We start from the raw sequence: 26,347 nt of genomic DNA on the forward strand, positions 1-26,347 counted from the left end.
TAATGTTAAGAATTTGTAATTAAGTATTATATTATCGTGTAATATCAGTTTTGTAAAGGCTTTCAATTTTAGAAATACCAATAAAAATTATGAAATCTTCAGAAGAGGGGTATTGCAGATGAAGAAAAAAGTAGGGGCAGCAGTATTATCTGTAGCTATGTTATCCACGTTAGTCGCTTGTGGAGCAAAGAGTGATGATGGAGCAAACAAGGCAAATAGCGCAGACACAACGTCTAAAGGAACTGGTAAAAAAGCGGTTATTACAATCATTCAGAATAAAGTAGAAATCCAAAGTGCACTAGAGGATGCAGTGAAAGAATTCAATAAAACTCAAGATAAATATGAAGTACAAGCATTAGGAGCAGCAGGTGACAACCTGATGACGGTGCTCCAGACACAATTCAGCTCCGCACCAGAAAAAGCACCAACCATTTTCACAACAGCATCTGGCTCAGAGTTTCAAAAATATCTTCCATATATGGCACCCTTGGATGATATGAAAGCGGCTAGCAAAATTGTTGAAGGACAAGATACAGCAGCGCGTAATGATGGTAAATTATATGGCTTGCCAGTTGCGCTTGAAGGCTTCGGACTTATCTACAATAAGGATATGTTCAAAGAAGCAGGCGTGAATGCGGATGATATTAAGACATGGGATGATCTTGTAGCAGCAAGCACGAAGCTAGAGCAAGTGAAGGGCGTGAAGAAGGCAATCGCATATGCACAAGAGTCTTACTTCCGGTTCATGCATCCATTTAACTGGCCATTTGCAGTAATGAAAGACACAGCCGGTACGATTGCAAAGATCAATGCTGGTGAATTGAAGCTTCAAGATGTTCCTGAATTGAAAGAGTATGTTGCAGATCTGGACAAGATCAAAGACCATACGAACTTGAGTAAGGATACGTATGATGAGCAGGTTGCAGGTTTCGCAGCTGGTCAATATGCAATGATCCATCAAGGAAACTGGGCACAAGGTCTTCTAAACGATTATGATGTGAAATTTGACTATGGCTTCATGCCAGTTCCATTCGAAGGTAACCAAGGGATTGCGGTAGGTAACAGTAACTTCTTCCGCGTGAACAAGCATGCATCGGAAGATCAACAAGCGGGTGCGAAGGCGTTCTTGGATTGGTTGATAACAGATCCAGCGGGTCAGCACTATGTAACGGATGAGTTTAACTTTATCCCTGTGTACTCCGGTTTTGATACTAGCAAAATGGATCCGTTATCCCAAGAAGTGAACCGTTATGCAAGTGAAGGCAAGACAGTGAAATGGGTATTCGATCAATTCCCAGCGGGTGCAGATCAAGAGTTTGCGAACCAAATGGAAAAATACTATGCAGGAAAATTAACGGGCGAGGGCTTGTTAGAAGCACTTCAGAATGTTTGGATGACTGCGGTTAAAAAATAATCGTATGGCTATGGAGGCTGCTTCTCGAATATTCGTTAAGCGGCCTCTTCTTGTTTTGTAGAAATGGATAAGAGGTGAAACCATTGAAGAAAAGTGTAAAGAGAAATTTAATAGCCGCAGCTTTTATTGTTCCATCATTATTCATCTTTATAAATGTAGTCATCATTCCATTCGTTATGGGGATTGTGTACTCTTTTACAGATTGGGATGGGTTTAAATTTGCAGGTTCTAACTTTGTAGGCTTCGATAATTATGTACGGGTGTTTCAAGATTCAGATTTTCTTACATCCTTCGGCCTGACATTTAAATATGCCGCATGCATGATTATTCTCGTTAACGTTATCGGACTTTCACTCGCGATGCTGGTGACTTCCAAAATTAAGTCGCGTAATCTTTTACGCTCAATATACTTCCTGCCGAACTTGATCGGTGGTCTGATCCTAGGTTTCATCTGGAAGTTCGTATTCACGAAATTCTTCGTACAGGTTGGAGAAGTAATGGGGAATAGCTCGATCTTCTTCAATTGGTTGGATGATCCGACGGCTTCCTTCTGGGCGCTGGTCTTCGTAGGAACATGGCAAATGGCCGGCTACGTCATGATCATCTACATCGCAGCTATTCAAGGTGTTTCGGATGAGGTGCTGGAGGCAGCTGATATGGATGGCGCAGGCGGATGGATGCGATTCCGCAAAATTATGTTCCCACTCATTATGCCAGCCTTCACGATCAGCTTGTTCTTGACGCTGTCTAACGCATTCAAACAATATGATACCAATATCTCACTAACGAACGGTGGTCCTTACGGTACAACCGAGCTTGTTGCAATGAATATCTTTAAAACCGCGTTTAGTATGAATCAATATGCGCTCGCGCAATCCAAGGCGATTATTTTCTTCCTCGTCATCTTAGTTGTGACGGTTACGCAGGTCGTTATCTCGAAGAAAAGGGAGGTTGAACAATAATGAAACGTCGCAATAAATCAACTTCAATATTGCTTGAAGTTATAGCTTGGGTTAGTGGACTTCTTATGCTGTTGCCTATGTATATTATGTTTGTGAATTCGTTCAAAGGACGTGCCGAGATATTCACCGATACGTTCGGCCTACCGAAATCCTTTTCCTTCGAGTACTATGCTGCGGCAATGGACAAAATGAACTTTTTGTCAGCATTTAAAAACTCGCTCTTAGTGAGTGTCATTAGTATTGGGCTTATTATTATCTTCTCAGCGATGACATCTTGGATGCTTGTTCGCATGAAGAATAAATTGTCCAATGGCATTCTCCTCTTATTCGTAGGTACGATGCTCATCCCGTTTCAATCGGTGATGATTCCGTTAATGCAATATTTGAACAAATGGGATATCCCATCACTTAATTTCTCTATGATTAATACACATTATGGCCTAATTTTCATGTACATCGGATTTGGGCTAAGTATGTCGGTCTTCCTCTATCACGGTTTTATTAAAGGGGTACCGATTGCTCTTGAAGAAGCGGCAATGATCGAAGGCTGTAATACGTGGCAGACATTCTGGAAGGTTGTATTCCCAATGCTTACGCCAATTACGATGACTGTAGGAATCTTGAATCTATTGTGGATTTGGAATGACTATTTACTTCCATCCTTGACCTTAACAAGCCCAGCGCTTCGTACCATTCCATTGTCAACCTTCTTCTTCTTCGGAGAATTTACAATTCAGTGGAACCTTGCAATGGCAGGACTTGTCTTATCGATTATTCCGGTTATTATCTTTTATCTGTTCGCACAGAAATACATTATTAAAGGCGTTATGGCAGGTGCAGTGAAATAAAATTGGATGAGGGGGCCTTCATATGAAGTCGGGCTGGATTATTGAGAATCATAGGGATATGCAAGACCTCGGCGTTAGTGAGAGTATTTTTAATGTAGCTAATGGTTATGTAGGTGTTCGAGGTAATTTTGAAGAAGGTTATGAAGGTGACGAGCCGACGGTTCGTGGAACATATATAAATGCATTTTATGATATTACACCGATTCTATATGGGGAGAGCGCTTATGGTTTTCCTGATACACAACAGAAGCTTGTGAATGTGATGGATGTACAGGATGTGACTATTCATATTGGGGAGGAGAAGTTCAATCTTTTCACAGGAACGGTCGTATCTGGGCGGCGTTATCTCGATATGCGCGAAGGTAAGTATGTACGGCACGTGCACTGGATTTCACCACAAGGTAAAGAGGTCGAAATTTCATTCACACGCATGGCGTCATTGACAACACTCGAATTGTTCACGATAGATATTGAGGTAACTCGTATCAATTGTCAGGATGAAGTGACGATTACCTCTGGCGTGGATGGCGATGTGAGTAACTATACGAATGCGAAGGACCCTCGTGTTGCATCCGGTCATGCTAAGCTATTGGATATGAAGAATATCGAGGTGTTCGACGAGACCTCCTTACAAATCGTGCTTGAGACAAATACATCGAAGCTACAAGTGGCGGCAACAACAGTTCATCAGACAACGCCTGCGGTGAACGGTGAACTGATCAAGGGTGAGAAAAGTGTAATGGTGCGGTATGCGTTCCCAGCCGGTAAGGATATTGTTCAATTCACAAAATTCAACGTATTTACAGATACACGTCGACACGAAGATCCAGCTGCGCACGGACGTGAGTTGATGGCTTTGGTATTAACGCAAGGGATTCAAGCGGCTTACATGGCACAAGAAGTATATTTACAACATTTTTGGGAAATTGCAAATATCGAGATCCAAGGTGATGAGGTACTTGAGCAAGGTCTTCGATATAACGTTTATCAGTTGCTGCAATCTGTGGGCAAAGATAAATACAGTAACATCGCAGCTAAAGGCTTAAGCGGTGAGGGATACGAGGGACATTATTTCTGGGATACCGAAATCTATATCCTGCCGTTCTTCATCCTCTGTCAGCCAGAGCTGGCGAAGCAGTTGCTTCGTTACCGTTATACGATTCTAGGCGAAGCGAAGAAGCGTGCGCTAGAGCTAGGCCACAAGAAGGGGGCCGCTTACGCATGGCGTACCATTACAGGGGAAGAGTGCTCGGGGTACTTCCCAGCCGGTACGGCACAGTATCATATTAATGGTGATATTGCTTATACGTATATTCAATATTATCTCGCGACAGGCGATAAAGATTTCATTGCGGAATTCGGTGCGGAAGTCGTATTTGAAACTGCAAGAACTTGGATGGAGCTAGGTCATTATCATGAAGGTCTATTCAAGATTGATGATGTAACAGGTCCGGATGAGTATACGGCCATCGTAAACAATAACTATTACACGAATGTACTTGCAAAATATAATCTAGAGTGGGCTGCATCGTGGTATAAGCAGCTGGCAGAAACTCATCCTGCGGCATGGGAAGCTTTGTGTAGTCGTATTGGCTTAACAGCAGATGAGATTACAGCATTTGAAGAAGCGGCTGCGAAGATGTATCTGCCTTTCGATGAGAAGTTGAACATTCATGCACAAGATGATTCTTTCTTAGCGAAGAAGGTGTGGGATTTCGAGAACACACCGGAAGAAAAACACCCACTGTTGCTTCACTATCACCCGCTACACATCTATCGTCATCAGGTGTTGAAGCAGGCCGATACGGTGCTGGCGCATTTCTTGCTCGAGGATGGCATTTCAACCGATGTCTTGCGGAACTCCTACGATTATTACGAGAAGCTGACAACTCATGATTCGTCCTTATCCTGCGCGATCTATAGCATCATGGCTTCGAAGTTAGGTTACTCGGACAAGGCGTACGATTATTTCATTGAAACGGCACGAATGGATTTGGATAACACTCATGGCAACACGAAAGACGGATTGCATATGGCGAACATGGGTGGTACATGGATGTCGATCGTCTATGGCTTCTCGGGTGTAAGGATCAAGGATGATCATTTGGCATTGAACCCGACATTGCCGAAGCAATGGAAGGGATACACCTTCACGATGCGTTACCGTCAAGCGACGATTACCGTGGAAGTGAACCATTTGAAGACGCAATTAATCGTGGATGCACAAGAGCTGATTCATATCAAAGTAATGGAGAAGAGCTTCAAGATTCCAATGGGCAAGACAATCATCACGGTATAATTTATATCCTTTCAATTGAAATCCGAAGCGGCATGAGAAATTCCCCATGTCGCTTTATGTTTTCTTATATTAATTAATTTCAACCGCTAAATGAACAGCTGAACATCACTCTCCAAAGCATCTTTTAAATACGCCGCAGCATCAATAATCTCGACCTCTGGCAGCAGTTCTTCTGTTTTAAAGCCCATGATTTCGACGGAGAGCTTACAGGCATAGAACTTGATGTTTTTTTTACGAGCTCCTTTTAGAAAATGAATCAGCTTCGGTGCGCCTTGCTCCTCCATCATCTCCTCTAGCATCATCCGGCCCAGCCCGCTGAAATTCAAATGGGAGAGTGGCAGCTGCCCAGGGCCTTTTGGCGTAATGACATCCATCAGCTTCTCATAAATACTTTTATCCTCTAGCGTCATCTTCTCCGGATCACGCACCAGAAACAAACCCCAGAAAGAGAAAAACATCGTAACCTCTACATCAATATCTCTCGCGGCATTCGCTAGGATCAATCCCGCCATGGCTTTGTCGTATTCTCCGCTGAACATCAGAAGATTTATTTTTTTACTCACCTGGATAGTCCTCCCGTTACTTATATTGAATTATAAGAAAGTATAAGTCTCACGATATACGTTATCCTTATAATTCTCGCATAAACGTTTAGCGTCCTTAAGAGGACGCCGTAGGCGTTTTAGCTTGGAATGTCATTAGTATGGTTATGGAGGGGAGAAGTATGCGAAGGGACCTTCCGAATTCACAAAAAAAAGCCCCCTTACGGGAGCTTCATCACCTTTATTTTGTTACCTAGCTTCTACTAATGTACTTCAGAATCTTTGGATTCTGGATCTAAGGTGCTGCGGATGTCATGGTAACGGGCGGAAAGCCAAATGCTTCCGGTAAATAATACGATGAGTCCAAGAACGATAGAAAATCGCCAGTCGCCTGCTTTGAAGTTCAGCTGAAGTACCGTTAGTACAAGCGAAACCTGGGTCCAGACCAGTGTTCTTTTGCGAAAAGCCGCAATATCTCCAGACATCTTTGGGATATTCCGAATGATCAAATAGGCAATAACTGCGAGAATAAGCGCAAATATAGCGGTTACGGCTAATTCAGAAGAGGATAGGACATGCATGGTCTCAGGCATCCTTTCGGCTTGCAAAAGTTAGGGTTCAAAAAAGGTGAATTACTATTTCTTGAAAATACCTAGCGGAGCTCCGATCGGTAAGAAAGTGCGTCCGAAATGAGCGTTTAGCACAGAAGCGCCACATCCGTATAAGGATACGATACCAATTCCAAGTTCGGCACAAGCAGCAAGCTTATGGAAGAATTCTGGAGCGATACCAAAGGAATCGAAGGTTAGTCCAATAAAAAGGAAATCTATCAATACAAAAATGATAAGCAAAACTCTATTAGCCTCAACTGCGCCAATGGTCATAAAGATTGTAAAGATCAAGTAACCCAGAAATACAAATCCGAGCTGCTTAGGATCTACAGCCTCTGCAAGCGTTGGGCCGAATACGCCGAGCTTGATCAGCCAGCTGCTAGCCATGCCGAACCAAAAGAAAGCGTAGGCGCCAAAGGCAGTCATACCAAAGGTGTTGTTGTGCTTAGCATCTTGAATTGCGGCGAATAGTTGAGCAAATGCTCCCAGGAAGATAGCCCAAGGAATGACGTAGCTAAGTCCTGTTGTAAACTCAAGCTTCTGTGAAGAAGCAACCAATGTGACAATAGCCAGTCCGAATAGCCCGATGGCGCTAGGGTCTGCGGTGACGATTTTGACAGATTGGGTGTTAGGGGATTGCGCTGACATGACAGTAAAAGCCTCCATTATTATATATAGTTTTACGCTCTTAAAAACAGCACTCAAGGAGCGCTGTTCATAGGCTTGCCTATCATATCATATTGGTATGTGCTTGCCTATAAAACAGCGCTCATTTTTTGTTGTAAAAGGGTGGCCTTATGTCCAATAAGAGGTTATTTACATTTTTAGCTTCAATGAAGAAACCTTTTAGCCAAACAAACCGAGGTATTATGTCAAGATTAGACATTATATGCAGTGATAATCTTCACAATCTGTTGAAAATTGATGTATAATAGTCAGTGATAATTATTATCAAGTCATAATGAAAAGGCGGTAAGCTTGAAGTGAGCAAATGGACATTATTTACGAAGGCGACCCGGTTTTGGAGTTTTTCAGTTATGCTTATCCCGATTGTTTTAGGTACAGTTGGGGCATATGTATGGGAAAGGTCATTCCATCCGGTCTTATTTATTCTAACCTTAATAGGAGCGATTTCGGCGCATCTGTTTTCCAATATGGTGAATGATCTGTGGGATTATCGCAACGGAACAGATACAGAGGCGAAGAATTCCGCTGGTGAAATCAGCACAAACTCCGGGCTACTGACAGGTGGAATCCTCTCGGAGTCTTTTTATGCAAAGATGACCTGGAGTATGTTGGCGATTGCCCTCATCTGTGGTGGAATCCTAAGTATATATAGCGGTTGGAATATCCTCTGGTTTGTACTTGTGGGTGCTTTAATCGCTTATTTCTATGTAGCCCCACCCCTGCGGTATGGATATCGCGGTAAGGGATACAGTGAGATGGCTATCTTTATAGCTTTTGGGATCATGCCTGTGTTAGGTTCCTTTTTCGTACAAACCGGTCATTTTAGCATGAAGCCTGTCATCCTTTCATTGCCGGTTGGATTCTTGACTACATTGCTATTGTTTAATCATCATTTCTTACATTGGAAAGCGGACGAGCAGGCTGGAAAACTTACGCTTGTTGTAGTGTGGGGTGAACAGAAGGCACTTGTCTTCTCGCGTGTGCTTCTCTTCACCGGTTATGCTTCTGTGGTGATCTGTGTGCTGATGGGCGTACTTCCAGTTTATGCACTATTGGCCTTGGTTACGGCCTTCTGGCCAATTCGTATTTATCGTGGACTGAAGCCGCATAATGCTTCACCAGCCTATATCCCGCTCATGGGTGCTTCACAAAAAGCCTCCGTTCGTTGCGGAGTAGTGATGGCAGCAACCTTACTAATTCAAGGATTATTCTGAAAATATAAGAATATATAGGTTTCACGCTATACATTATCCTTATATTTCTCGCATAAACGCTTACCGTCCATTAGGGACGCTGAAGGCGTTTTTGCTTGTACTAATAATTACCATACAGAAGGAGTGAGCTTTCATGGAAAAGAAGGACAAGGAACTGTTGAAGGAAGAACAAAATGTTAAAGGCAATCAAATAGTGCTTGGAGATTTCCACTCCATTTTAGAAGAAGGAAAGGTCTGGAAGACAGGTGGATTTACACTGCCTGATGGGTCCTTTTGGGCTTATCGTGAACCGGAAGCAGTAGTTATCGTTCGTAATGATACGCTGTATGTGCGTGCGAAATTATCTCGTGAGAACCATCAAGTACAAATTCTAGACAATGCTAAGCATATGTATTACTCCGCGGAGCCAGTGGTAATTCCTGAGGCCGGAGAGATTAGCTTTGAGCTGCAAATTCGTAGCCGTACACAAGGAACAGCACCTGGAGATTTGTATGATGGTTATGTATCGCTGAACTTGCTTGATTTTACGACAGGTGCGGCGCTAGACTTTTTTGCGGGAAATGATAAATATGCTACTGTATATGGTATTTTGCCGTTCCCGGGGGTACAAGTACCAGAGAGTAAAGGAACGAAATATTTCTGCATCTTTAAAGAAGATACGGATTTCAAACCACGTGAAATTAATACCTACCGCATAACGTACCACCGTGGCAATGATGAGGCTGTATTCTATTTGAATGGAAAAGAAGTGCGCCGTGAGAAAAATATTCCGATCAAATTCAACAACTTTACAGTCGCGCTTGGAATTATGACAGAGAAGGATCTGAGTCCTGAAGGCAGCGTGTCTGTGCACGGTCAAACGGTTATTGCTGAATGGTCCCCAGTGAAGATTACAACGACTGAACAGTAATACCTTGCAGGCTCATTTGATAAATAAGGGTGTATGGTGTGAATATTAAAAGCTTTCTAAGATTTGTGGAGCTGCCGACAAAAGTAGCCAGTATGATCCCCTTTCTGATGGGAACGCTGTATGCCCTGTATCGGTTTGAGGATTTTTATGTGTTGCGTTTTGGTCTGATGTTCGTTTCCTTGCTTAGCTTTGATATGGCAACGACTGCGATTAACAACTATTACGATTTTAAAAAAGCTTCTAAAACCTACGGCTATGGCTATGAGACGCATAATGCGATTGTACATTTTAAGCTAAAAGAGAGCACCGTCGTGGCGACGATTGTTATTTTGCTGGCTCTGGCTGCAGGGGGCGGGATTGCGCTTGTTACGCAGACGGGTTTGCTGGTCTTTTTGCTTGGTGGGCTATCTTTCTTAATAGGTATCCTTTATTCATTCGGGCCGATTCCGATCTCAAGGATGCCGTTAGGTGAGCTGTTCTCAGGTTTGTTTATGGGCTTTGTCATTATTTTTATCTCTGCCTATATTCATACGGATGAGCATGTAGTGTCGCTGTTGCTTCAGAACGGTTGGGTCAGCTTGAATATCAATATTGTGGAAGTGCTGTACCTGTTCTGGTTCTCTGTTCCTGCCATTCTGGGGATTGCAGGGATTATGCTCGCTAATAATATTTGTGATATTGATGAAGATGTGGAGAACCGCAGGTACACACTTCCGGTCTACATTGGCCGACGTAATGCGCTTGTGCTGTTTAAATATCTATACTATGTCTCTTATCTGGATCTTGTAGTGCTGCTGATCTTGGGGATTAACCCTATTCTTGTCTTGGCGATTCTACTTACACTGATCCCATTGCACCGAAATATCGATTTGTTCAAACAGAAGCAGGAGAAGGCGAGTACCTTTATTCTTGCCGTCAAAAATTTCGTGTTGATGAATGCGGCCCGTATTGCTGTGCTTGGTGCGGCTGTGCTGTTAAACATGATAATGTGATTTTAAAAAGCAGTATCTATCGGAGTCGAATCTCCTATGGGTGCTGCTTTTTTGCGCTCTGACTGTACTTTTCTATTAGTGATGAGTTTCATTCTATGATAAGGTGTCTTAAAGTATAGTAACTAATCCAAGGGAAGAGGTGTAGCCATTATGGTACAAAAACTTCGGTGGGGAATCATAGGCTGTGCGCAGATTGCGACAGGTTCAGTGATGCCAGCTATCATGAATTCAGATTCGGGAGTGATTACAGCGGTAGCGAGTCGTGGCTTGGAAAAAAGCAGCGCTGTAGCCGCAGAGTTCGGAATAGAGAAAGCATATGGCAGTTATGAAGAGTTACTTGCGGATAAAGAAATCGATGCGGTGTATGTTCCGCTCCCTAATCATCTTCATCGAGAATGGGTGATCCGTGCGGCAGAAGCAGGTAAGCATGTGTTATGTGAGAAACCGATCGCACTGAACAGTGCAGAGGCTGCAGAGATGGTGAAAGCATGCAACGATGCAGGCGTCCACTTAGCAGAAGCATACATGTATCGGCATCATCCACGGATTGCTGAACTCCAGGACATTATCGCTAGCGGTGAAATCGGAGAATTACGCTCGATTCGAGGTACATTTACTTACAATGATGCTACAGACACTTCAAATATTCGTTTTAAATCGGCTTGGGGTGGCGGCTCGCTTTATGATGTTGGCTGCTATCCGTTAAGTGCGGCACGACTGTTGTTTGGGACGGAGCCGGAAGCTGTGACCGTGCATGCGAAGTTCTCCCCTGAGCATGATAATGTAGATATGATGGCTTCAGGGCTGGTAGAGTTTCCAAATGGTTTAAGCTTGATCTTTGATTGCGGAATGTGGGCATATAACCGCCAGCTCTTAGAGATTCTTGGGACCGAGGGACGAATTGAGGTGCCTATGCCTTTCAACGCTAGAGACGAGGATGCGGAATTCTTTGTGTACACTGGTGATGAGGTGAGACGGGTCGATGCCACAGGGGCTAATCCATACATACGGCAGGTGGATGATTTTGCAGCCGCTGTGTTCACAGGTAAGAGACTCATTGCGCCGGAGGATCCGGTGCTAAGTATGCGGCTGGTTGAAACCTGCCTTGCTTCAGCTAAACAACGGCAAAGAATTAGCATGGTGTAACAGCGAATCTAATATGGATCTACGTTAAAAAAACCTCCGGCTTGCTGCTATAAGCAGCTGCCGGAGGTTTTTTTGCTTGTATGTTCGGATTTTAAACTGTGCCCAAGAGAATATCATCTTCGTCATCATTGCTATTAAAGGCTTCGCGGTCAAATTCACCTTCTGAATTCGCGACCAACAACGCGGTTACAGCTGTTCCTGTTGCATTTACAGCGGTACGACCCATATCAATGAGCGCTTCTACACCTGCAACGATAGCGATTCCTTCAAGCGGCAGGCCAAGAGCGGTTAAGACCACCGTAGTGGAGATTACGGCTGGTCCAGGTACGCCAGCTACACCAATAGAAGAGATAATACTTACTAAAACCAGCGTAATATAGTCAGTCCAGTTCAGATCAATACCGAATACTTGGGCGGTGAACACAGCCACAATCGCCGGCCAAATGCCACCGCACGCATTGAAGTTGACCGATGCTCCTAACGGTGCAATAAAGCTCGCGATCCGCGGGGAGACATGAAGGCGCTTCGTAATCACTTCAAGATTGACAGGAAGTGTTGCGTAGCTGCTTCTAGTCGTGAAGGCAACGGTAATGGTTGGATAGATTTTGCGGAAGAAACGGATTGGATTCACCTTCGCTACTAATAGAACCAACCCGCCAAAGATAAGAACAAAATGTATAATCATAGCGACATATGAGGTAATGATTACACTGCCCAGCTCCTGCAACGTTTCCCAGCCATAACGTGCGGTAATTCCTGCAATCAGTGCGAAGACACCGTAAGGCGTCAAGCGAATAATGAATTTCACGACCTGATGCAGTATCAGTGTCAGGGATTCAATAAGATCACGTACAGGTTTCACGGCTTCCGGTTTCTTGGAGCCAATTTTGATTATAGCTACTGCTAGGAAGATAGCGAAGATGAGCAGAGGCACAACCTTACCCGTAGCTGCTTCATTCACAGGGTTAGATGGCACAAGATCCAGAATAACCTGTGAGAAGGTAGGGATTTCCCGGGCGGCGAAATCTGCAGGTACATCCTGTTGTATCCCTTGACCAGGATTGAACAGCAGCGCAACCGATAGGCCGATAATAGAAGCGATACCCGTCGTTCCGAGGAACCAGGCGAAGGTTTTGATCCCTATTTTGCGCAGATACTCCAGATTAGTTAAGGAAGAAATACTGTTTAATACGAGTATGAATACTAAAGGGGTGACGAGCATGCGAATCAAGCTGACATAAATGCTGCCGAACGTGCTAATGGCTTTGGTCTCTAAATCGAAGTATTGAAAAAATATTCCGGCAATAAGTCCGATGCCAAGTCCGATGAGTACTCGAGTACCAAATCCGATGCGTTTACGTGCCAGTAGAAACAAAATTGCAAAAACAAATATGGAAGCTACAAATCCATACCAGTTCGTTTCGATGGCGGATAACAAGTTGTTATCTATGTTCACTACCAATACCCCCTTAAACCTAGTTTTTTAATGTGATTAATCCTATTGAGATCAATCTATATACAATTTATAGTAAAGTCAATGTAATAATATGTTAAAAATAATCAATCCCGATAAAAACCATGTGAAAAATAAAAATTGATTGACAAGGCGTATCGTCATGAATAATATGGAACTTAATCACAAGCCAATTGGAATCGACTGGACAGCCGGAGATTCAACGAAAGACGCGTATTTTGCGTCTCGTTGAGTCTCTTTTTTTATTTTATAGAAGGGAGAGGTAATGGGGGTAAGGTACAAAAATGTAGTGAAGTGGCATGGATCTACTGGACAGCCAGAGATTCAACAGGTACGTAATACGTGCCGTGTTGGGTCTTATTTTATTTGAAAAGGATGGTACACATTATGAAAAAACTTACGATATCTTTGGTTGCTGCAACTGTCGTCTTTTCCGCACTGACGTATGCCGCAGTATCCGCTAATAAAAAGACAGCAGAGGCAGCATCCATTGAAGCAAGCAGTAATACAGCAGTATCCGTTTCAGCAGCAGCGGCTCCTGTAGCTACTTCTGCAGCCGTAGTCGTTGTTCAGGCAGAAGCCACTTCGGCTCCTGTTACAGAAACGGTTCAGCCGGAATCTTCAGCTCCAGCAGTGGAGACTGTCTCCGCAAAAGCGACTGCTGCCCCAGACGCAGCCGTTGATTCTGCGGAGAAGACTGTTGCCTCAGCAGCTCCAGCGGTGGGTGAAACTCAGCCTAAGGCGACCGCAGCTCCAGCCGTGGAGACCGCTAAGGTAGCTACAACTACAACCACGGTAGCTACGACTGTCAAAACGCAAACTCAAACAGCTACACCGGTTCCAACGTCTGCGCCTACGGCAGCTCCCAAAGCAATCGTAACTGCCAAAGCAGCTCAAACGACATCTGCTCCTGTCGTATCTGCTCAGCCTAAGGCCACTGCGGCTCCTGTAGTAACGGCAACGGAAGCACCTTCGAAATCGAAATCCATTACTTTCTCCACAACTGAGGTGGTTAAAGCGACAGCCGCTCCGGTAGTTGAGTCTGCCCAACCGAAGACATCGTCTTCTGCACCTGCATCATCCACGGTCAGCGCACCAGCAGCTGCTCCAGCGGAAACGGTTCAGGCACCCGCACCGGCACCAGCCGCTGAGGAAGAGGTTTGTCCTTGATGAGCGGCAGGCTCATTCAGGATTCCTTTCAGCCCATACATCACATAAACCTATTTAAGGCGAGGTGCACATAATGATACGACCATTAACCTTTAAAAAAATTCTAACGCTGCTGCTGGCAGCCTCCCTGCTAATTCTGCCTACTCAGGCAGGAAGAGCTTATGCTAATCCGGATAGCGCAGAGGCGCTAACTTCTTTTGGTTCAAGTAGTGGTGTAAGCCACTTTGATTATTTCAGTCATGTCTATGACCGTCTGAATGATCCTAACCATATATTTAAAACGGCAACCTATGAGGATATCGTTCATCTTTTTGAGAGTGAAGGCACTTACGCTGTTCTGGTTGGCGGCGCTTGGAGCGAGAATACACAGGCCGACATCGGCTTTATCAATGAAGTAGCAAAAGAATATGGCATCTCTACGATTTATAACTTTGATACTAAGCTGGACGGTGACACGCTCCAGATTGCAGACAGCAATAATAAATTTGCTTACAAATACGTTGACCTGATAAACAAATATTTAAAGAATTTGAATCTGTCCTCGAAGGATGTTCCAGAACGCAATGTTAGCTATACCAATAAAAACGGGGATGTCGTAACTGCTAATAAGATCGAATCTCCATTTCTCTTGGTATACAACAAGGATCACAAGGATGCACAAGGAAATATCGCTCCTGTTGTATCCTATCTGGATAAAAGCTACTCGTGGAATGAGTTCCTGACGAACGGGACACTTGATGCTGCGAAGGTTAATGCGTATAAAGCATCAGTAAGAGAGGTACTTAGTGCCGCTTCTGGGTATAACACGATCGATGAATCTGCTTATATCAAGGCGGCATTTAACAAGAACTACGAGGGCGAAAATGAGGGTAAACCTACGATCTTCAATGAATCGGACGGTACGCTCGTGTATGAACATGTGACCTACCATCAGCTGAAGCAAATTTTGGCGAGTGATGGCAACTATGCGATTTTGTTAGGTGGATCATGGTGCCCCAACACGCAAGCGGTTATCAAATATATTAATGAGTATGCCAAAAAGCATAATATTGATAAGGTCTACTTCTTCGATACGAAGCTCGACTCTGGGGTGACGGTTGCTGAACCAAGCAACAACAGCGGCACTAAGGGCAATGCCAATCCGCACAATAATAATGAGCTTCAGATTAGAACAACCAATCACCCATATGCGAAGTTGTATGTTGATCTGGTCCGTACTTATCTGACTAATATCAAGACCGAGAACAATACAGCAGCCAAACCATCTGTGATTAGTTATGTGAATGAGCTTGGAGACACCGTGATTGGAGATAGACTTCAGGTTCCATATCTGTTCACGTACAACAAGGATAACAAAGATGCAGACAGCACTAATGCACCTATTCTAGGGCATATTGAGCTTATGTACAGCTGGACGAACATCCAACCGGATTACGTGCAGGCGAATTACCCAGTCGGAGCCAGATACACTAACACTACAACAGCTCTGGATAAGCTATTCTCTAAACTGGAAGCTGTGCCCGCTGGACTTACAGGTGTAGCACCAACCGCAGCAGACAGTAAGGATGGGCAAATCTTGGGCACAAGTTCGGCCTTGGAATATAAGCTGGCTGGAGATACGGCATATACGCCAGTATCAGGATCAGCAATTACAGGGCTTGCGCCTGGTGTTTATAAAGTAAGATATGCGGCTACATCAGGATATCAAGGTCCAACGAACGCAGCGGGACCAACAATCATTCCTTATAATGCTGGAGAAGATGTAAGTGTGGAGGTGCCTGCTTATATCCATCAACAAGCAGCTCCAACAGGTCTATTAGGCGTAGCTCCTACTTCTGAAGCTAACGATGATGGGCAAATTACGGGCTCAGCTGAGGGGCAGGAGTATAAGGGTGTTGGAGAAGCTGATTATAAGCCTGTAACAGGCGTAGCCATCACAGGTCTTACTCCGGGCTTTTATAAGGTAAGATTTGCGGCAAAAGAAGGATACAGCGTAGGTAAAGATGCTACTGTTGAAGTTCCAGCCTATGGCGAGCAAGCGGCTCCTGTAGGGCTAGTGGGGGTGGCACCGACTACTGCAGCCAATAATGATGGCAAAATCACAGGGACTACGAAAGCGTTGGAGTATAAGCTATCAACAGTTACCGATTATGTCTATGCAACAGATGTAGAGATCGTTGGACTGGTACCGGGAACGTATCAGGTAAGATACGCAGCCAAAGAAGGATTTAATGCAGGCAGAGCAGCAGAAGTGATTGTCCCAGTATTCACTGCAGAGCAAGCAGCGCCATCTGGTTTACTGGGGGTAGCACCTACCTCTACAGCGAACAATGATGGGAAAATTACAGGAACCACAACAGCCTTAGAATATAAGCTGTCCAGTGTGACTAATTATGTATATGCACCAGATAAAGAGATTACAGGTCTAATACCAGGTACGTATCAAGTTCGATATGCAGCGAAAGAAGGTTATAAGGCGAGTCCAGTAACTAATATTATTGTCCCTGCTTATGTATCTATTTCAGACCCAGGAACAAGCGGGCCTGGCGGCAGTAATCCTGCGCCGAGCACGACCACACCAACGCCAACAGCAAGCCCTCAACTGGTTGCTACAACAACAACCGGTAACACTGTGAATTTATCATCAACAGCAGCAACCAAAACGGATAAAACCACAGGAGTAACCACAGCAACAATCACGAAGGAAGCGGCTACCGAGCTTGTGAATCTTGCTAAAAAGGCAGAAGCGGATGGGAAGAAAGCCGTACTTGAAATTAAAGTAGCAGCTACTTCTGAAACCCAAACAGCCGAGTTTACGCTACCGAGAAGCATAATTAACGAGTTGGTCTCTGGTACAAAGGCCGAGATTACGATTCATTATGAGAATGTAGGTACGATTACGCTTGATGCCAAATCTTTGGCAAGTATCAACGCAGCCTCGGATGCAGGGGATATTGTCATAACCATTGCTAAGGTTTCGTTAACGGCAGAAGGTAAGGCCGTTCTCGGGGACAGACCGGTTTATGATTTGTCGGTAAAAGCAGGTCAGAGTACCATTTCCACCTTTGGTGGGGGCATTATCCATATCAGTGTGCCGTATACACTGCAAGCAGGAGAACAGAAAGATGCGGTCATCGTATACCATATCAATACCAACGGAAGCTTGGAGAATGTACGCGGGAATTATAACGCTGCCAAGGGAACCGTAGATTTTGTTACCACACATTTCTCCCAATATATTATTGGATATAACAAGGTGAGCTTTGCGGATGTTTCAGAGACTTCGTGGTATAGCAGTGCAGTAGGTTATCTTGCGGCACGCAGTATCACATCCGGCACGGATGCAGAGCATTACAGTCCGAATGCTGCAATTACTAGAGGGCAATTCATAGTCTTGCTCTTAAATGCTTATGGCATCACACCCGACGCTACCGTAACTGATAATTTTGCGGATGCGGGCAATACGTATTACACGAATTATCTCGCGACTGCTAAGCGCCTTGGGGTAGCTACAGGTTCGGGAGATAATCAATTCCAGCCAGAGGTTCAGATCACTAGACAGGAGCTATTTACACTCCTGTATCGCTCACTTGTAGCGCTAGGTGAACTGCCATCCGAGAAGAAGGCTGTAGCTCTTTCTGATTTTGGTGATGCAGGGGATATTGCTGGCTATGCACAGGAAGCCCTTCAGGCGCTGGTGGAAAGAGGCGTAGTAACCGGAGCGAATAGCAAGCTAAGTCCTAAAGAAGTTACTACAAGAGCGCAAGCGGCACAGGTCATTTATAATTTATTATCGAAATGATTGGCGGTAGCTGAATATAACAGTAGAACCCCCCTGCTTTTTTACAGGGGGGTTCTACTGTTAAAACTTAATGCAGATTTTTCCGAAGTGTGTACCCTTAGCCAAGTATTGCAATGCTTCAACAGATTGTTCAAATGGAAATACAGCGTCAATGATAGGGCGAAGTCCATTTTGTTCAACCGCACGGTTCATCGTCTCAAACATTTCACGGCTTCCGACATTGATGGCTTGAAGGCGTGCTTTTCTCAGAATTGCAGGGATGATTTCAAAGCCCTCGACTTGGAAGCCCGACAGACCGCCTACCAGGCTGATCCTTCCACCCACCCGCAGCGCCCCGATTGACTTATTTAATGTGGATGATCCACCGAGATCAACAATATGGTCTGCCCCGCGTCCCCCTGTCAGCTCAAGAACAGCCTTATCCCATTCAGGGGTCTTTAAATAATTGATACCGAAATCCGCTCCCAATCCCTTTGCACGCTTAAGCTTCTCATCGCTGCTTGATGTGATGATCACCTGTGCACCGTGAAGCTTGGCAAATTGAAGCGCGAATAGTGAAACTCCACCCGTTCCTTGTATCACTACAGTCTCTCCAGCCTTCACCTTTCCTTCTTCAACAATAGCATGCCAAGCTGTAACACCAGCACAAGGAAGTGTTGCCGCTTCTTCATCAGTTAATAGATCTGGAACACGAACCAATCCGTCCTCGGGAAGCACAACATATTCTGCAAGCAACCCATCAAGCGGACTTCCAAGTGAGCTCACCCAATTTTCTTGTGTAGGTTCTCCCGAAATCCAGCTTTGAGTAAAAATACCGCTTACCCGATCACCAATCTTGAATCTGGACGTATGCTCACCTAAAGCGACAACTTCACCAACACCGTCCGATACCGGAATTAATGGAGCGTTCAAAATCGGGTTATAAAAACCATCAATGACACCTAAATCTCTAGCGTTAAGGGAAACTGCCCGCATTTTTATACGAACTTCACCAGAACTAGGATTAGGAATTGGACGTTCGGCTACCTTCAGTTGATCGAGCCCAAATTCACTTTGAATTTCGTATACTTTCATGTGCAATCTCTCCTTCTTGAAGTGCATAGACATACAATAATCCATAAATTACACTTAAGTAAGGAGGCACTTTATAGTGTCCAGGGAACCAAAAATTGCACGGGAGGACTTTATATGAACAATCCATTTTCCACGAATGCCGTAGAGCCTGATATCTCGTTATCGATTTGTGGGTACAGTAAGGTCCTTGATATTATCTCTAATAAATGGACAGCTTTGGTCATCTATGCAATGGAAGAAGGAATCATTCGTTACAGTGATATCAGAAGACGAATCGAAGGCATCTCTAAAAAAATGCTAACTCAAACTTTGCGGCAACTGGAACGAGATGGGTTGGTAAAGCGTGAGATTACACCTTCCGTTCCACCCATCGTAGAGTATTCTCTAACCCCCCTAGGGGTATCTTTACTTGAGCCTATGAGAGCGTTAAATCGGTGGACGAGTCAAAATTATGTATGGGTTGAAAAGGCCAGAGCTTCATATGATCAAGTGGATCAAACAGAATAATTTGTGTGGGATAGATCTCTACACTCTAAGGGGGAACCAATGGTTCTCCCTTTTGTGCTGAACAGGGCATTAGCATTCATAGATATAAGATTAGTGAGTTAAATTATGGAGTGGGATTCAGTTGAATGATACAATTATTGTAATTTTATGAAATAGTAATTTTTAACATCGTCAATTAGTCGCTAGAGAGGGGATTAGGATATGGACCTTGCTGATGATCCAGTCATTGCGATTTCTGATTTATGGATGAACTACACGGACCGAATGGTGCTAAAGGGCATTGACCTTAAGGTATACAGAGGACAAATTATTGGCTATATCGGCCCTAACGGGGCAGGAAAGAGTACAACTGTTAAGATTATGCTCGGTCTGGTAGAAGGCTATAACGGCAAAGTAGAGATTTTCGGTAGGGATATTGCTGATGGAGATGTTTCTTACAAAAAAAGAATAGGTTATGTGCCGGAGGTAGCCGAATTATATGATAGCCTCACCGCTAGGGAGTATCTAACTTTTGTAGGTGAGTTGTATGGCATGAAGCGTAGTGATGTAGATTACAAGGCTGGAAAATTAATGGCCTTGTTAGATCTTGAGAAAGCTTATGATTCGCGGATCGCAACCTTCTCCAAAGGGATGAAACAAAAGGTACTGCTGATCTCCAGCATGCTTCATGATCCCGATATTCTGTTCCTAGATGAACCGTTGAGCGGTCTGGATGCCAATAGCGTAATGGTGGTAAAGGAGATTTTTGCATCTTTGGCGGCAAGGGGCAAGACCATTTTCTATTCTTCACATATCATGGATGTAGTTGAGAAGATCAGTAGCCGGATCGTTTTGATCGATGGTGGAGATATCGTGGCGGATGGGAGCTTTGCTGAGCTAAGAGAGAAGGGCCGCGAAGGGTCGCTTGAGGATATTTTTAATCAATTAACTGGATTTGATAAATACCGTGATATTGCTGGGGAATTTGTTGCGGTCATGCAAGAGGTATCTTCTCATGACTGATTTCTATGTGCTGAAGCTTCTGGATAAGCTGCGAGGTGGGTTTAACCGAATCGGAGTTGATTATGATGTGATGCGGAGTATTCTGCAGGTCAAGCTGACGATGGACGGAAGAAGAACACCAACAGTGCTCGCTGGAATGCAGAAGAAGGAGGAGAAGAAAGAGGGCTCGCCGCTGCGTGTGCAATGGATTTATTTACTTTTTGGCGTCATGTTAATTCCGCTTATGATGTTAACGGGCAATTATATGCTACAAATGAGCCTTGTATTTGGTGTAGTGATGTTTATGATTACGACCACACTGATCTCTGATTTCTCTTCCGTGATGCTTGATCTTCGGGACAAAAACATACTGGCTTCAAAGCCAGTGAACCGCCGTACCTTGAACATGGCGAAGAGCATCCACATTCTCATTTATTTATTTTCAGTGACGCTGACATTGACCGGACCCTCGCTGATTTTTTGCCTGTTCAAACAGGGAGTACTATTTTTTCTAATATATGCTGTTGAGATCATTCTGATGGACTGCTTTATCCTCGTCATTACGGCGCTGCTTTATTTACTGATCATGAAGTTTTTCGACGGGGAGAAGCTCAAGGATATTATTAATTATGTACAGATCATTTTGACTATAGGGATTACAGTAGGGTATCAGCTCGTTGTTAGACTGTTCGATATTGCTGAATTGAGCCTCTCTTTTAAGCCGGCATGGTGGCAGTATTTGATTTCTCCGATTTGGTTTGCGGCTCCATTTGAGATGTTGATTGGCGGGGCGAGAGATACACACTTCGTGGTGCTTTCAGTGCTAGCTTTAGTAATTCCGGTTCTGCTGATTGTGGCTTATATTAAGCTGATGCCTTTATTCGAAAAGAGCTTACAGAAGCTTTCAGAGCAAGGGAACGTTGGCAAAAGTAACGCCCGAATGGTGGACTGGTTGTCGAAAGTAACTTGTAAGAACCCTGTAGAGGGCATGTTCTTTCGTTTTAGCTGGTCAATGATGAAGAATGAGCGTGACTTCAAGTTAAAGGTATATCCGGCAATCGGTTATTCCATTGTCTTCCCGTTCATTTTTATATTTGGGATCTTTTGGGATGGAAATGCATCGTCAATCAAGGATTCGAACACATACCTGATGATTTATTTCGGTGCGACGTTACTTCAGACGGTTGTTCTAATGCTAAGGTACTCTGCGGGTTATAAAGGCTCTTGGATTTATAAGCTGATTCCTTTGCCAAACACCGCACCCATCTATCGTGGAATGCTTAAGGCAGCTATAGTTCGCCTGCTATTACCTTTATTCGCTATAGAAGCGATAGTGTATCTTTGGTTGTTTGGGCTGCGGATTGTGCCAGACTTGGTAGTCGTGCTGTTTGCAATGCTGATCTATGCGGTCATTTGCTTCCGTTCTTATCCTCCGGTACTACCTTTCTCAGAACGTTATGAGGCAGCTAAACAGAAGGATTACACCGCAAACTCCTTTGGGTTGCTATTTTTGCTGATGGGGATGGCAGGTATTCATTATGTCTTCACTTTGTTTATGGGTGGAGTTTATATCTACCTGTTGGTTCTGGTAGTTTTGAATCTATGGATATGGCGAATTACCTTTCCAAAAAATGTATCATCAACAGGTCATGGTTCAAGTTTTCCGGGTTGAGTGAGTGTGTCAAATATGGACATTTTTCGCGTAATAAAAAAGGGTATAAATTCCAGTATTTACTTAGACAATCTTCTGAATACAGAGTAGAATACATCTAAAGTTTCTTTTTATGGATAACCTATAATCTTTACGCACTCTTCCATATCTGATATTCGTGTACTGATTTTTTACTTGAGAAATACGCTGAGCGATTACGGGATTCAAAACCGGTGAAGAGGTTAACTAATGGATAAAATGGGAATCCACTATAATGTTTGGATTGTTTTACTATCATTTGTGCTAGCGGCGACAGTTACTTATTCTGCACTGAATCTGATTTCGCAAGTTTCGCGTTCTACTGGCAAAATCCGACGTCTGTGGTTGATCTCGGGAGCTTGTGTGTTAGGCTGCGGTATATGGGCAATACATTATGTTGGGATAATGGCGAATCGCTTTCCGGCGGAGGTCAATTATTATCCAGGCAGATCTATAATATCACTATTAGTTGGTGTGTTATTCTGCTATTTGGCATTCCGGATCACATCTGTTCCTCAGTTAAAGATATGGAATTTAGTAGTAGGTGGTATTCTCTTGGGAAGCGGCTTTTCGGCTATGCATTATATCGGAATGTCTTCTATGAAGATTGCGACGAGGATTCATTATGATATATGGATTCAAGCCGTTGCTGTAATTCTGGTTTTGGTTTCGTCTTATATCGGATTATTGATGTTTCAAAAGTTTAAAGAATGCGCAGGGTTTCAGCGATGGAAGCTATACTCGGCGTTGTTTATCGGATTTTCAGTTACCGGATTGCATTACACAAGTGTAAAGGCTTGTCATTTTGAATATAACAACTTACCTGGAAGCAAACCTTTTTTTGTAGAGACTGATGTTATACTGTTAATGGCATTTTCGCTGGCAGCGCTACTTATGCTCGCAGTTTCTGCTGGCGCCATATTTCTGGATCGCCATGTGCTTGAACGAATGGCTTATCAAGATCCGCTAACAGAGCTGCCGAATCGACATGGACTAGAACGCTATTTTAAAGATGAATTTTTTGAAAGTAGATCTGGTGCTGTTTTTATTGTAGATCTAGATCGCTTTAAGTCGATTAATGATACGCTTGGACATGATATAGGTGATATGCTACTAAAGGAGGTCGCTGTTAGATTAATTCGTTCTGTAGGGGATAAAGGAAAAATATTCCGTTTAGGCGGTGACGAATTCCTGATTGCTCTTCCAGATTGCACGCTGGAGGGTGCGCAGGAAGAAGCAGGGCATATTATGCATGAACTTAAGGAATTCTATCGTATTCAGGGCAATGAGCTATATGTTACTGCAAGTGTTGGAATCAGTATGACTCCTATGCATGGGACTGATCGCTCAGCGCTAATGAAGGCTGCGGATACGGCTCTTTATACCTCTAAGGATTCAGGTAAGAATAAATGCAGTGTGTTCGACCAGGAAGTAAATCGCCATCAGTTACGGCGGATGTCGCTAGAGAAGGATCTTCGAAAAGCTTTGGCTCGTTCTGAGTTTATGGTTGTGTATCAGCCGAAATGGGATTCATATATGAATGTTACGGTGGGTCTTGAAGCGCTGCTGCGCTGGAGACACCCAGAGCATGGGATCATTTCGCCAGCGGAATTCATTCCTATTGCAGAGGAGACCGGACTGATCGTTCCGATTACCTATTGGATGCTACATGATGTGTGTAGCCAGAACAGGTTCTGGCATAAGGAAGAGATAGCTAACGTACCGGTCTCAATTAATATGTCCGCACGGATGTTTGAGGATGGGAGTCTATACGATGTTGTAGCGGAAGCACTCACATGTGCAGAATTAGAGCCACACTTTCTCGAACTGGAGATTACAGAGTCCATTGCGATGCATAACATGAAAGAGACGGTTGCACAGCTGTCTAGACTTCGATTGCTTGGGGTAAGAGTATCGCTGGATGACTTTGGGACAGGCTTCTCCTCCCTTGGTAATTTGGATGAAATCCCAGTGAACACACTCAAGATTGACCAAGTATTTATTCGTAACAGCAAGATGCACTCCAAGAAAGCTATTATCAGCAATATTATTGCGATTGCGACTCATCTTAATATGGAAGTCGTGGCGGAAGGTGTGGAGACACCAGAGCAGATTGAATTGCTGAAATCACTGGGTTGTAGAGTCATGCAGGGTTATTATTACGGTCGGCCGATGCCTGTACATGAGCTGGGTGAGTGGTTTATAGCGAATACGGCAGCGTCGTGATCTCAATACATAGAAGAGGGGCTAGCGACCAAGCAGAATTTCTCTGCTTGGTCGCTAGCCCCTTTAAGTTTAAGAACTAACATGATAAGAAGAATTATACTTTGAAACGTTCAATTAGAATCTGTAGCTTCTCAGCTAGCGAGGACAGGAAACCTGCAGCTGACTCCACTTCTTCCATGGCTGCAAGCTGCTCTTGTGAGGAGGCGGATAATGTTTCCGCACCACTTGCTGTCTGATTAGCGACGTCTACAATATTCTGTAGAGTAGTAACGAGACCATCGGAGATGGAGGCTAGCTCGCGGACTGTTCCGGAAATCTGCTGACTTTGTGAAGCCATCCCAGAGACAGACATCTCAATCTCGGAGAAGGATTGACCTGCCGTTACGATTAATTCCCGGCCTTGATCCATCTCTTCTGTAGAGCGCTTCATGGTCTCTCCTGCTTGGTCCATCTGATTTACGATGATGCTTACGAGTTGTCCGATTTGAGCAGCAGATTGGGCGGATCGCTCGGCAAGCTTGCGTACGGATTGTGCAACTACCGCAAAGCCTCTTCCCTCTTCTCCGGCTCTTGCAGCTTCAATGGCTGCATTCAGCGACAGCAGATTGGTTTCTTCTGCGATGCTCGCAATCGTGCCCACAATATTCTCAATTTCCTTGGAGTAGCCGCCCAAGGTCTCAATAATGACAGCTAAATCAGTGATGCTGTCACTGACGATGCTCATCTGTTGTGTAGTAGAATCCATTGCTTCTCGACCTGTACGAGCCTTTTCAGCGTTACTGGTAGCATTATTCATTGCGTTATCAGCATTTCCTGCAATCTCTGTAATGAAGTGTGACAAGTCTTGTACAGACTTATATCCACCCTCCAAATTTTGCAATTGTGTATTAGCTCCATCGGCAAGTTCAATCGAAACGTTGACACTGTACTCACCAGCACGGTTAGTTTCCTGTGCACTGGCAGAGAGCTCTTCGGATGAAGACGCCACCTGCATGGAGGTTTCATTAACTTCGGTAATGAGCATGCGCAAGCTCTGCGTCATGCCGTTGAAATTTCGAGCTAGTGTACCAATCTCATCCTTACTGTTGAATGAAATAGGATCATGAGTAAGATCACCCTGTGCAACAAGATTTACGCCTCTGGATAGCTTTGTTAGTGGACTTACCATTCGGCGGATTAAGAGATATGCTGCCACAATAGCAATAACTAGAATGGAAGTCCCGATAATAAAAGGCTGAACAATGATGTCTCGGGTCCGTTCTTGAATTAATGGGCCATCGAAGTTAATAGCCATTAGAGCGACTATAGGCTTGGACGGATCATGATCCTGATAGATGGGGCCGTAACCCGTCTTAAGTGAGGTACCTTCGTATGTATAAACCTTGGAGTAAGCGGAATGCTTAGATTTAGTGATCATTTGTTTCTCTTCATCTGAGAAATAAAAAGTGTCACCTGCTTTATAACCTCTTGCTTTGAAGCTTGAATCTGCGGCGAGGATCTTTCCGTCTAGCGATAAAATGAACGCCTCTTTAAAAATAGCCTTATGTGCCACAATCCAACCGATCCGGTCCTCGACAGCCTCCAGTTTGCTTTGATCTCCTGCAATTAATGCGGTAATGTCTGATGGGTCAATCAGCCCGGTTGTAATATTGGCGCATCCTACCAATTCGATACCTGCTGCTTCGTCTACTTGCTTGTAAGCAGTACGATATCCGAAGAACCCGATGGATGATCCAACAAGAAGTAACACGATGAACATCATCCAAGTTAATTTAGTTGCCAATTTCATTTTTTGCAC

20 protein-coding genes are annotated in these 26,347 nt (G+C 44.1%); 14 read left to right on the forward strand and 6 right to left on the reverse strand.

Annotated elements, in window-relative coordinates; genetic code table 11:
• Positions 1-118 precede the first annotated feature (118 nt).
• The 4 genes from MKY52_RS10630 (at position 119) to MKY52_RS10645 (ending at position 5,523) form a co-directional block, all read left to right on the forward strand.
• The gene (locus MKY52_RS10630; protein ID WP_341051298.1) at positions 119-1,414 is read left to right on the forward strand and encodes an ABC transporter substrate-binding protein; all 1,296 of its coding nucleotides are present in this window, start codon (positions 119-121) and stop codon (positions 1,412-1,414) included.
• Between the two features lie 83 nt (positions 1,415-1,497).
• Complete coding sequence (locus tag MKY52_RS10635; protein WP_341051299.1) at positions 1,498-2,376, forward strand: carbohydrate ABC transporter permease; 879 nt, start codon at positions 1,498-1,500, stop codon at positions 2,374-2,376.
• Positions 2,376-3,224: a carbohydrate ABC transporter permease gene (locus MKY52_RS10640; RefSeq protein WP_341051300.1), complete on the forward strand. Its 849-nt coding sequence runs from the start codon at positions 2,376-2,378 to the stop codon at positions 3,222-3,224. The genes MKY52_RS10635 and MKY52_RS10640 overlap by 1 nt, the downstream gene beginning before the upstream one ends.
• Before the next feature lie 22 nt (positions 3,225-3,246).
• Positions 3,247-5,523 (forward strand): glycoside hydrolase family 65 protein, encoded by a 2,277-nt coding sequence (locus tag MKY52_RS10645; protein ID WP_341051302.1) that lies wholly within the window; start codon positions 3,247-3,249, stop codon positions 5,521-5,523.
• Between the two features lie 86 nt (positions 5,524-5,609).
• Here the strand turns inward: MKY52_RS10645 and MKY52_RS10650 are convergent, their stop codons facing one another.
• From MKY52_RS10650 to MKY52_RS10660, 3 genes are all read right to left on the reverse strand, one after another.
• Complete coding sequence (locus tag MKY52_RS10650; protein ID WP_042131456.1) at positions 5,610-6,086, reverse strand: DsrE/DsrF/DrsH-like family protein; 477 nt, start codon at positions 6,084-6,086, stop codon at positions 5,610-5,612.
• A 242-nt stretch (positions 6,087-6,328) separates the two neighbouring features.
• Complete coding sequence (locus tag MKY52_RS10655; RefSeq protein WP_076297950.1) at positions 6,329-6,646, reverse strand: hypothetical protein; 318 nt, start codon at positions 6,644-6,646, stop codon at positions 6,329-6,331.
• A 54-nt stretch (positions 6,647-6,700) separates the two neighbouring features.
• A complete protein-coding gene (locus MKY52_RS10660; RefSeq protein ID WP_042192624.1) occupies positions 6,701-7,324 on the reverse strand; it encodes an acetate uptake transporter in 624 nt (207 codons plus the stop codon).
• Between the two features lie 335 nt (positions 7,325-7,659).
• On the opposite strand from MKY52_RS10660, the gene MKY52_RS10665 reads away from it, so the two are divergent.
• From MKY52_RS10665 to MKY52_RS10680, 4 genes are all read left to right on the forward strand, one after another.
• A complete protein-coding gene (locus MKY52_RS10665) occupies positions 7,660-8,577 on the forward strand; it encodes a prenyltransferase (RefSeq protein ID WP_231573357.1) in 918 nt (305 codons plus the stop codon).
• 133 nt (positions 8,578-8,710) lie between these two features.
• Positions 8,711-9,487, forward strand: a complete 777-nt coding sequence (locus MKY52_RS10670; RefSeq protein WP_341051303.1) for a DUF6081 family protein — start codon at positions 8,711-8,713, stop codon at positions 9,485-9,487.
• A gap of 38 nt (positions 9,488-9,525) precedes the next feature.
• Complete coding sequence (locus MKY52_RS10675) at positions 9,526-10,479, forward strand: 1,4-dihydroxy-2-naphthoate polyprenyltransferase (protein WP_341051304.1); 954 nt, start codon at positions 9,526-9,528, stop codon at positions 10,477-10,479.
• A gap of 150 nt (positions 10,480-10,629) precedes the next feature.
• Positions 10,630-11,625, forward strand: coding sequence for a Gfo/Idh/MocA family protein (locus tag MKY52_RS10680; protein WP_042192615.1), 996 nt, complete (start codon positions 10,630-10,632; stop codon positions 11,623-11,625).
• Between the two features lie 91 nt (positions 11,626-11,716).
• Here the strand turns inward: MKY52_RS10680 and MKY52_RS10685 are convergent, their stop codons facing one another.
• Entirely contained in the window at positions 11,717-13,075 is a 1,359-nt protein-coding gene (locus tag MKY52_RS10685) for a dicarboxylate/amino acid:cation symporter (protein WP_341053393.1), read from the reverse strand.
• 411 nt (positions 13,076-13,486) lie between these two features.
• Here MKY52_RS10685 and MKY52_RS10690 point away from each other — a divergent pair, with 411 nt between their 5' ends.
• The gene (locus MKY52_RS10690; protein WP_341051306.1) at positions 13,487-14,269 is read left to right on the forward strand and encodes a hypothetical protein; all 783 of its coding nucleotides are present in this window, start codon (positions 13,487-13,489) and stop codon (positions 14,267-14,269) included.
• 73 nt (positions 14,270-14,342) lie between these two features.
• A complete protein-coding gene (locus MKY52_RS10695; RefSeq protein ID WP_341051307.1) occupies positions 14,343-18,071 on the forward strand; it encodes an S-layer homology domain-containing protein in 3,729 nt (1,242 codons plus the stop codon).
• Positions 18,072-18,131: 60 nt separating this feature from the next.
• Here MKY52_RS10695 and MKY52_RS10700 read toward each other — a convergent pair whose 3' ends face one another.
• Positions 18,132-19,145 carry a zinc-dependent alcohol dehydrogenase family protein gene (locus tag MKY52_RS10700; protein WP_341051308.1) on the reverse strand — a complete coding sequence of 338 codons (1,014 nt, stop codon included), beginning with the start codon at positions 19,143-19,145 and terminating at the stop codon, positions 18,132-18,134.
• Positions 19,146-19,259: 114 nt separating this feature from the next.
• Between MKY52_RS10700 and MKY52_RS10705 the strand changes: the two genes are divergently transcribed.
• The 4 genes from MKY52_RS10705 (at position 19,260) to MKY52_RS10720 (ending at position 24,549) form a co-directional block, all read left to right on the forward strand.
• Positions 19,260-19,652 (forward strand): winged helix-turn-helix transcriptional regulator, encoded by a 393-nt coding sequence (locus MKY52_RS10705; RefSeq protein WP_341051310.1) that lies wholly within the window; start codon positions 19,260-19,262, stop codon positions 19,650-19,652.
• A gap of 201 nt (positions 19,653-19,853) precedes the next feature.
• Positions 19,854-20,654: an ABC transporter ATP-binding protein gene (locus MKY52_RS10710; protein ID WP_341051311.1), complete on the forward strand. Its 801-nt coding sequence runs from the start codon at positions 19,854-19,856 to the stop codon at positions 20,652-20,654.
• On the forward strand, positions 20,647-22,305 hold the full coding sequence (locus MKY52_RS10715; protein ID WP_341051312.1) for a hypothetical protein: 1,659 nt from the start codon (positions 20,647-20,649) through the stop codon (positions 22,303-22,305). Before MKY52_RS10710 ends, MKY52_RS10715 begins: the two co-directional genes overlap by 8 nt.
• A 228-nt stretch (positions 22,306-22,533) precedes the next feature.
• Positions 22,534-24,549, forward strand: a complete 2,016-nt coding sequence (locus tag MKY52_RS10720) for a bifunctional diguanylate cyclase/phosphodiesterase (RefSeq protein WP_341051313.1) — start codon at positions 22,534-22,536, stop codon at positions 24,547-24,549.
• Positions 24,550-24,643: 94 nt separating this feature from the next.
• Here the strand turns inward: MKY52_RS10720 and MKY52_RS10725 are convergent, their stop codons facing one another.
• Positions 24,644-26,338: a methyl-accepting chemotaxis protein gene (locus tag MKY52_RS10725; protein ID WP_042192597.1), complete on the reverse strand. Its 1,695-nt coding sequence runs from the start codon at positions 26,336-26,338 to the stop codon at positions 24,644-24,646.
• Positions 26,339-26,347 lie beyond the last annotated feature (9 nt).

Origin of the sequence: Paenibacillus sp. FSL P4-0184 (assembly GCF_038004625.1) — a bacterium.
Taxonomy (GTDB): Bacteria; Bacillota; Bacilli; order Paenibacillales; family Paenibacillaceae; genus Paenibacillus_AQ.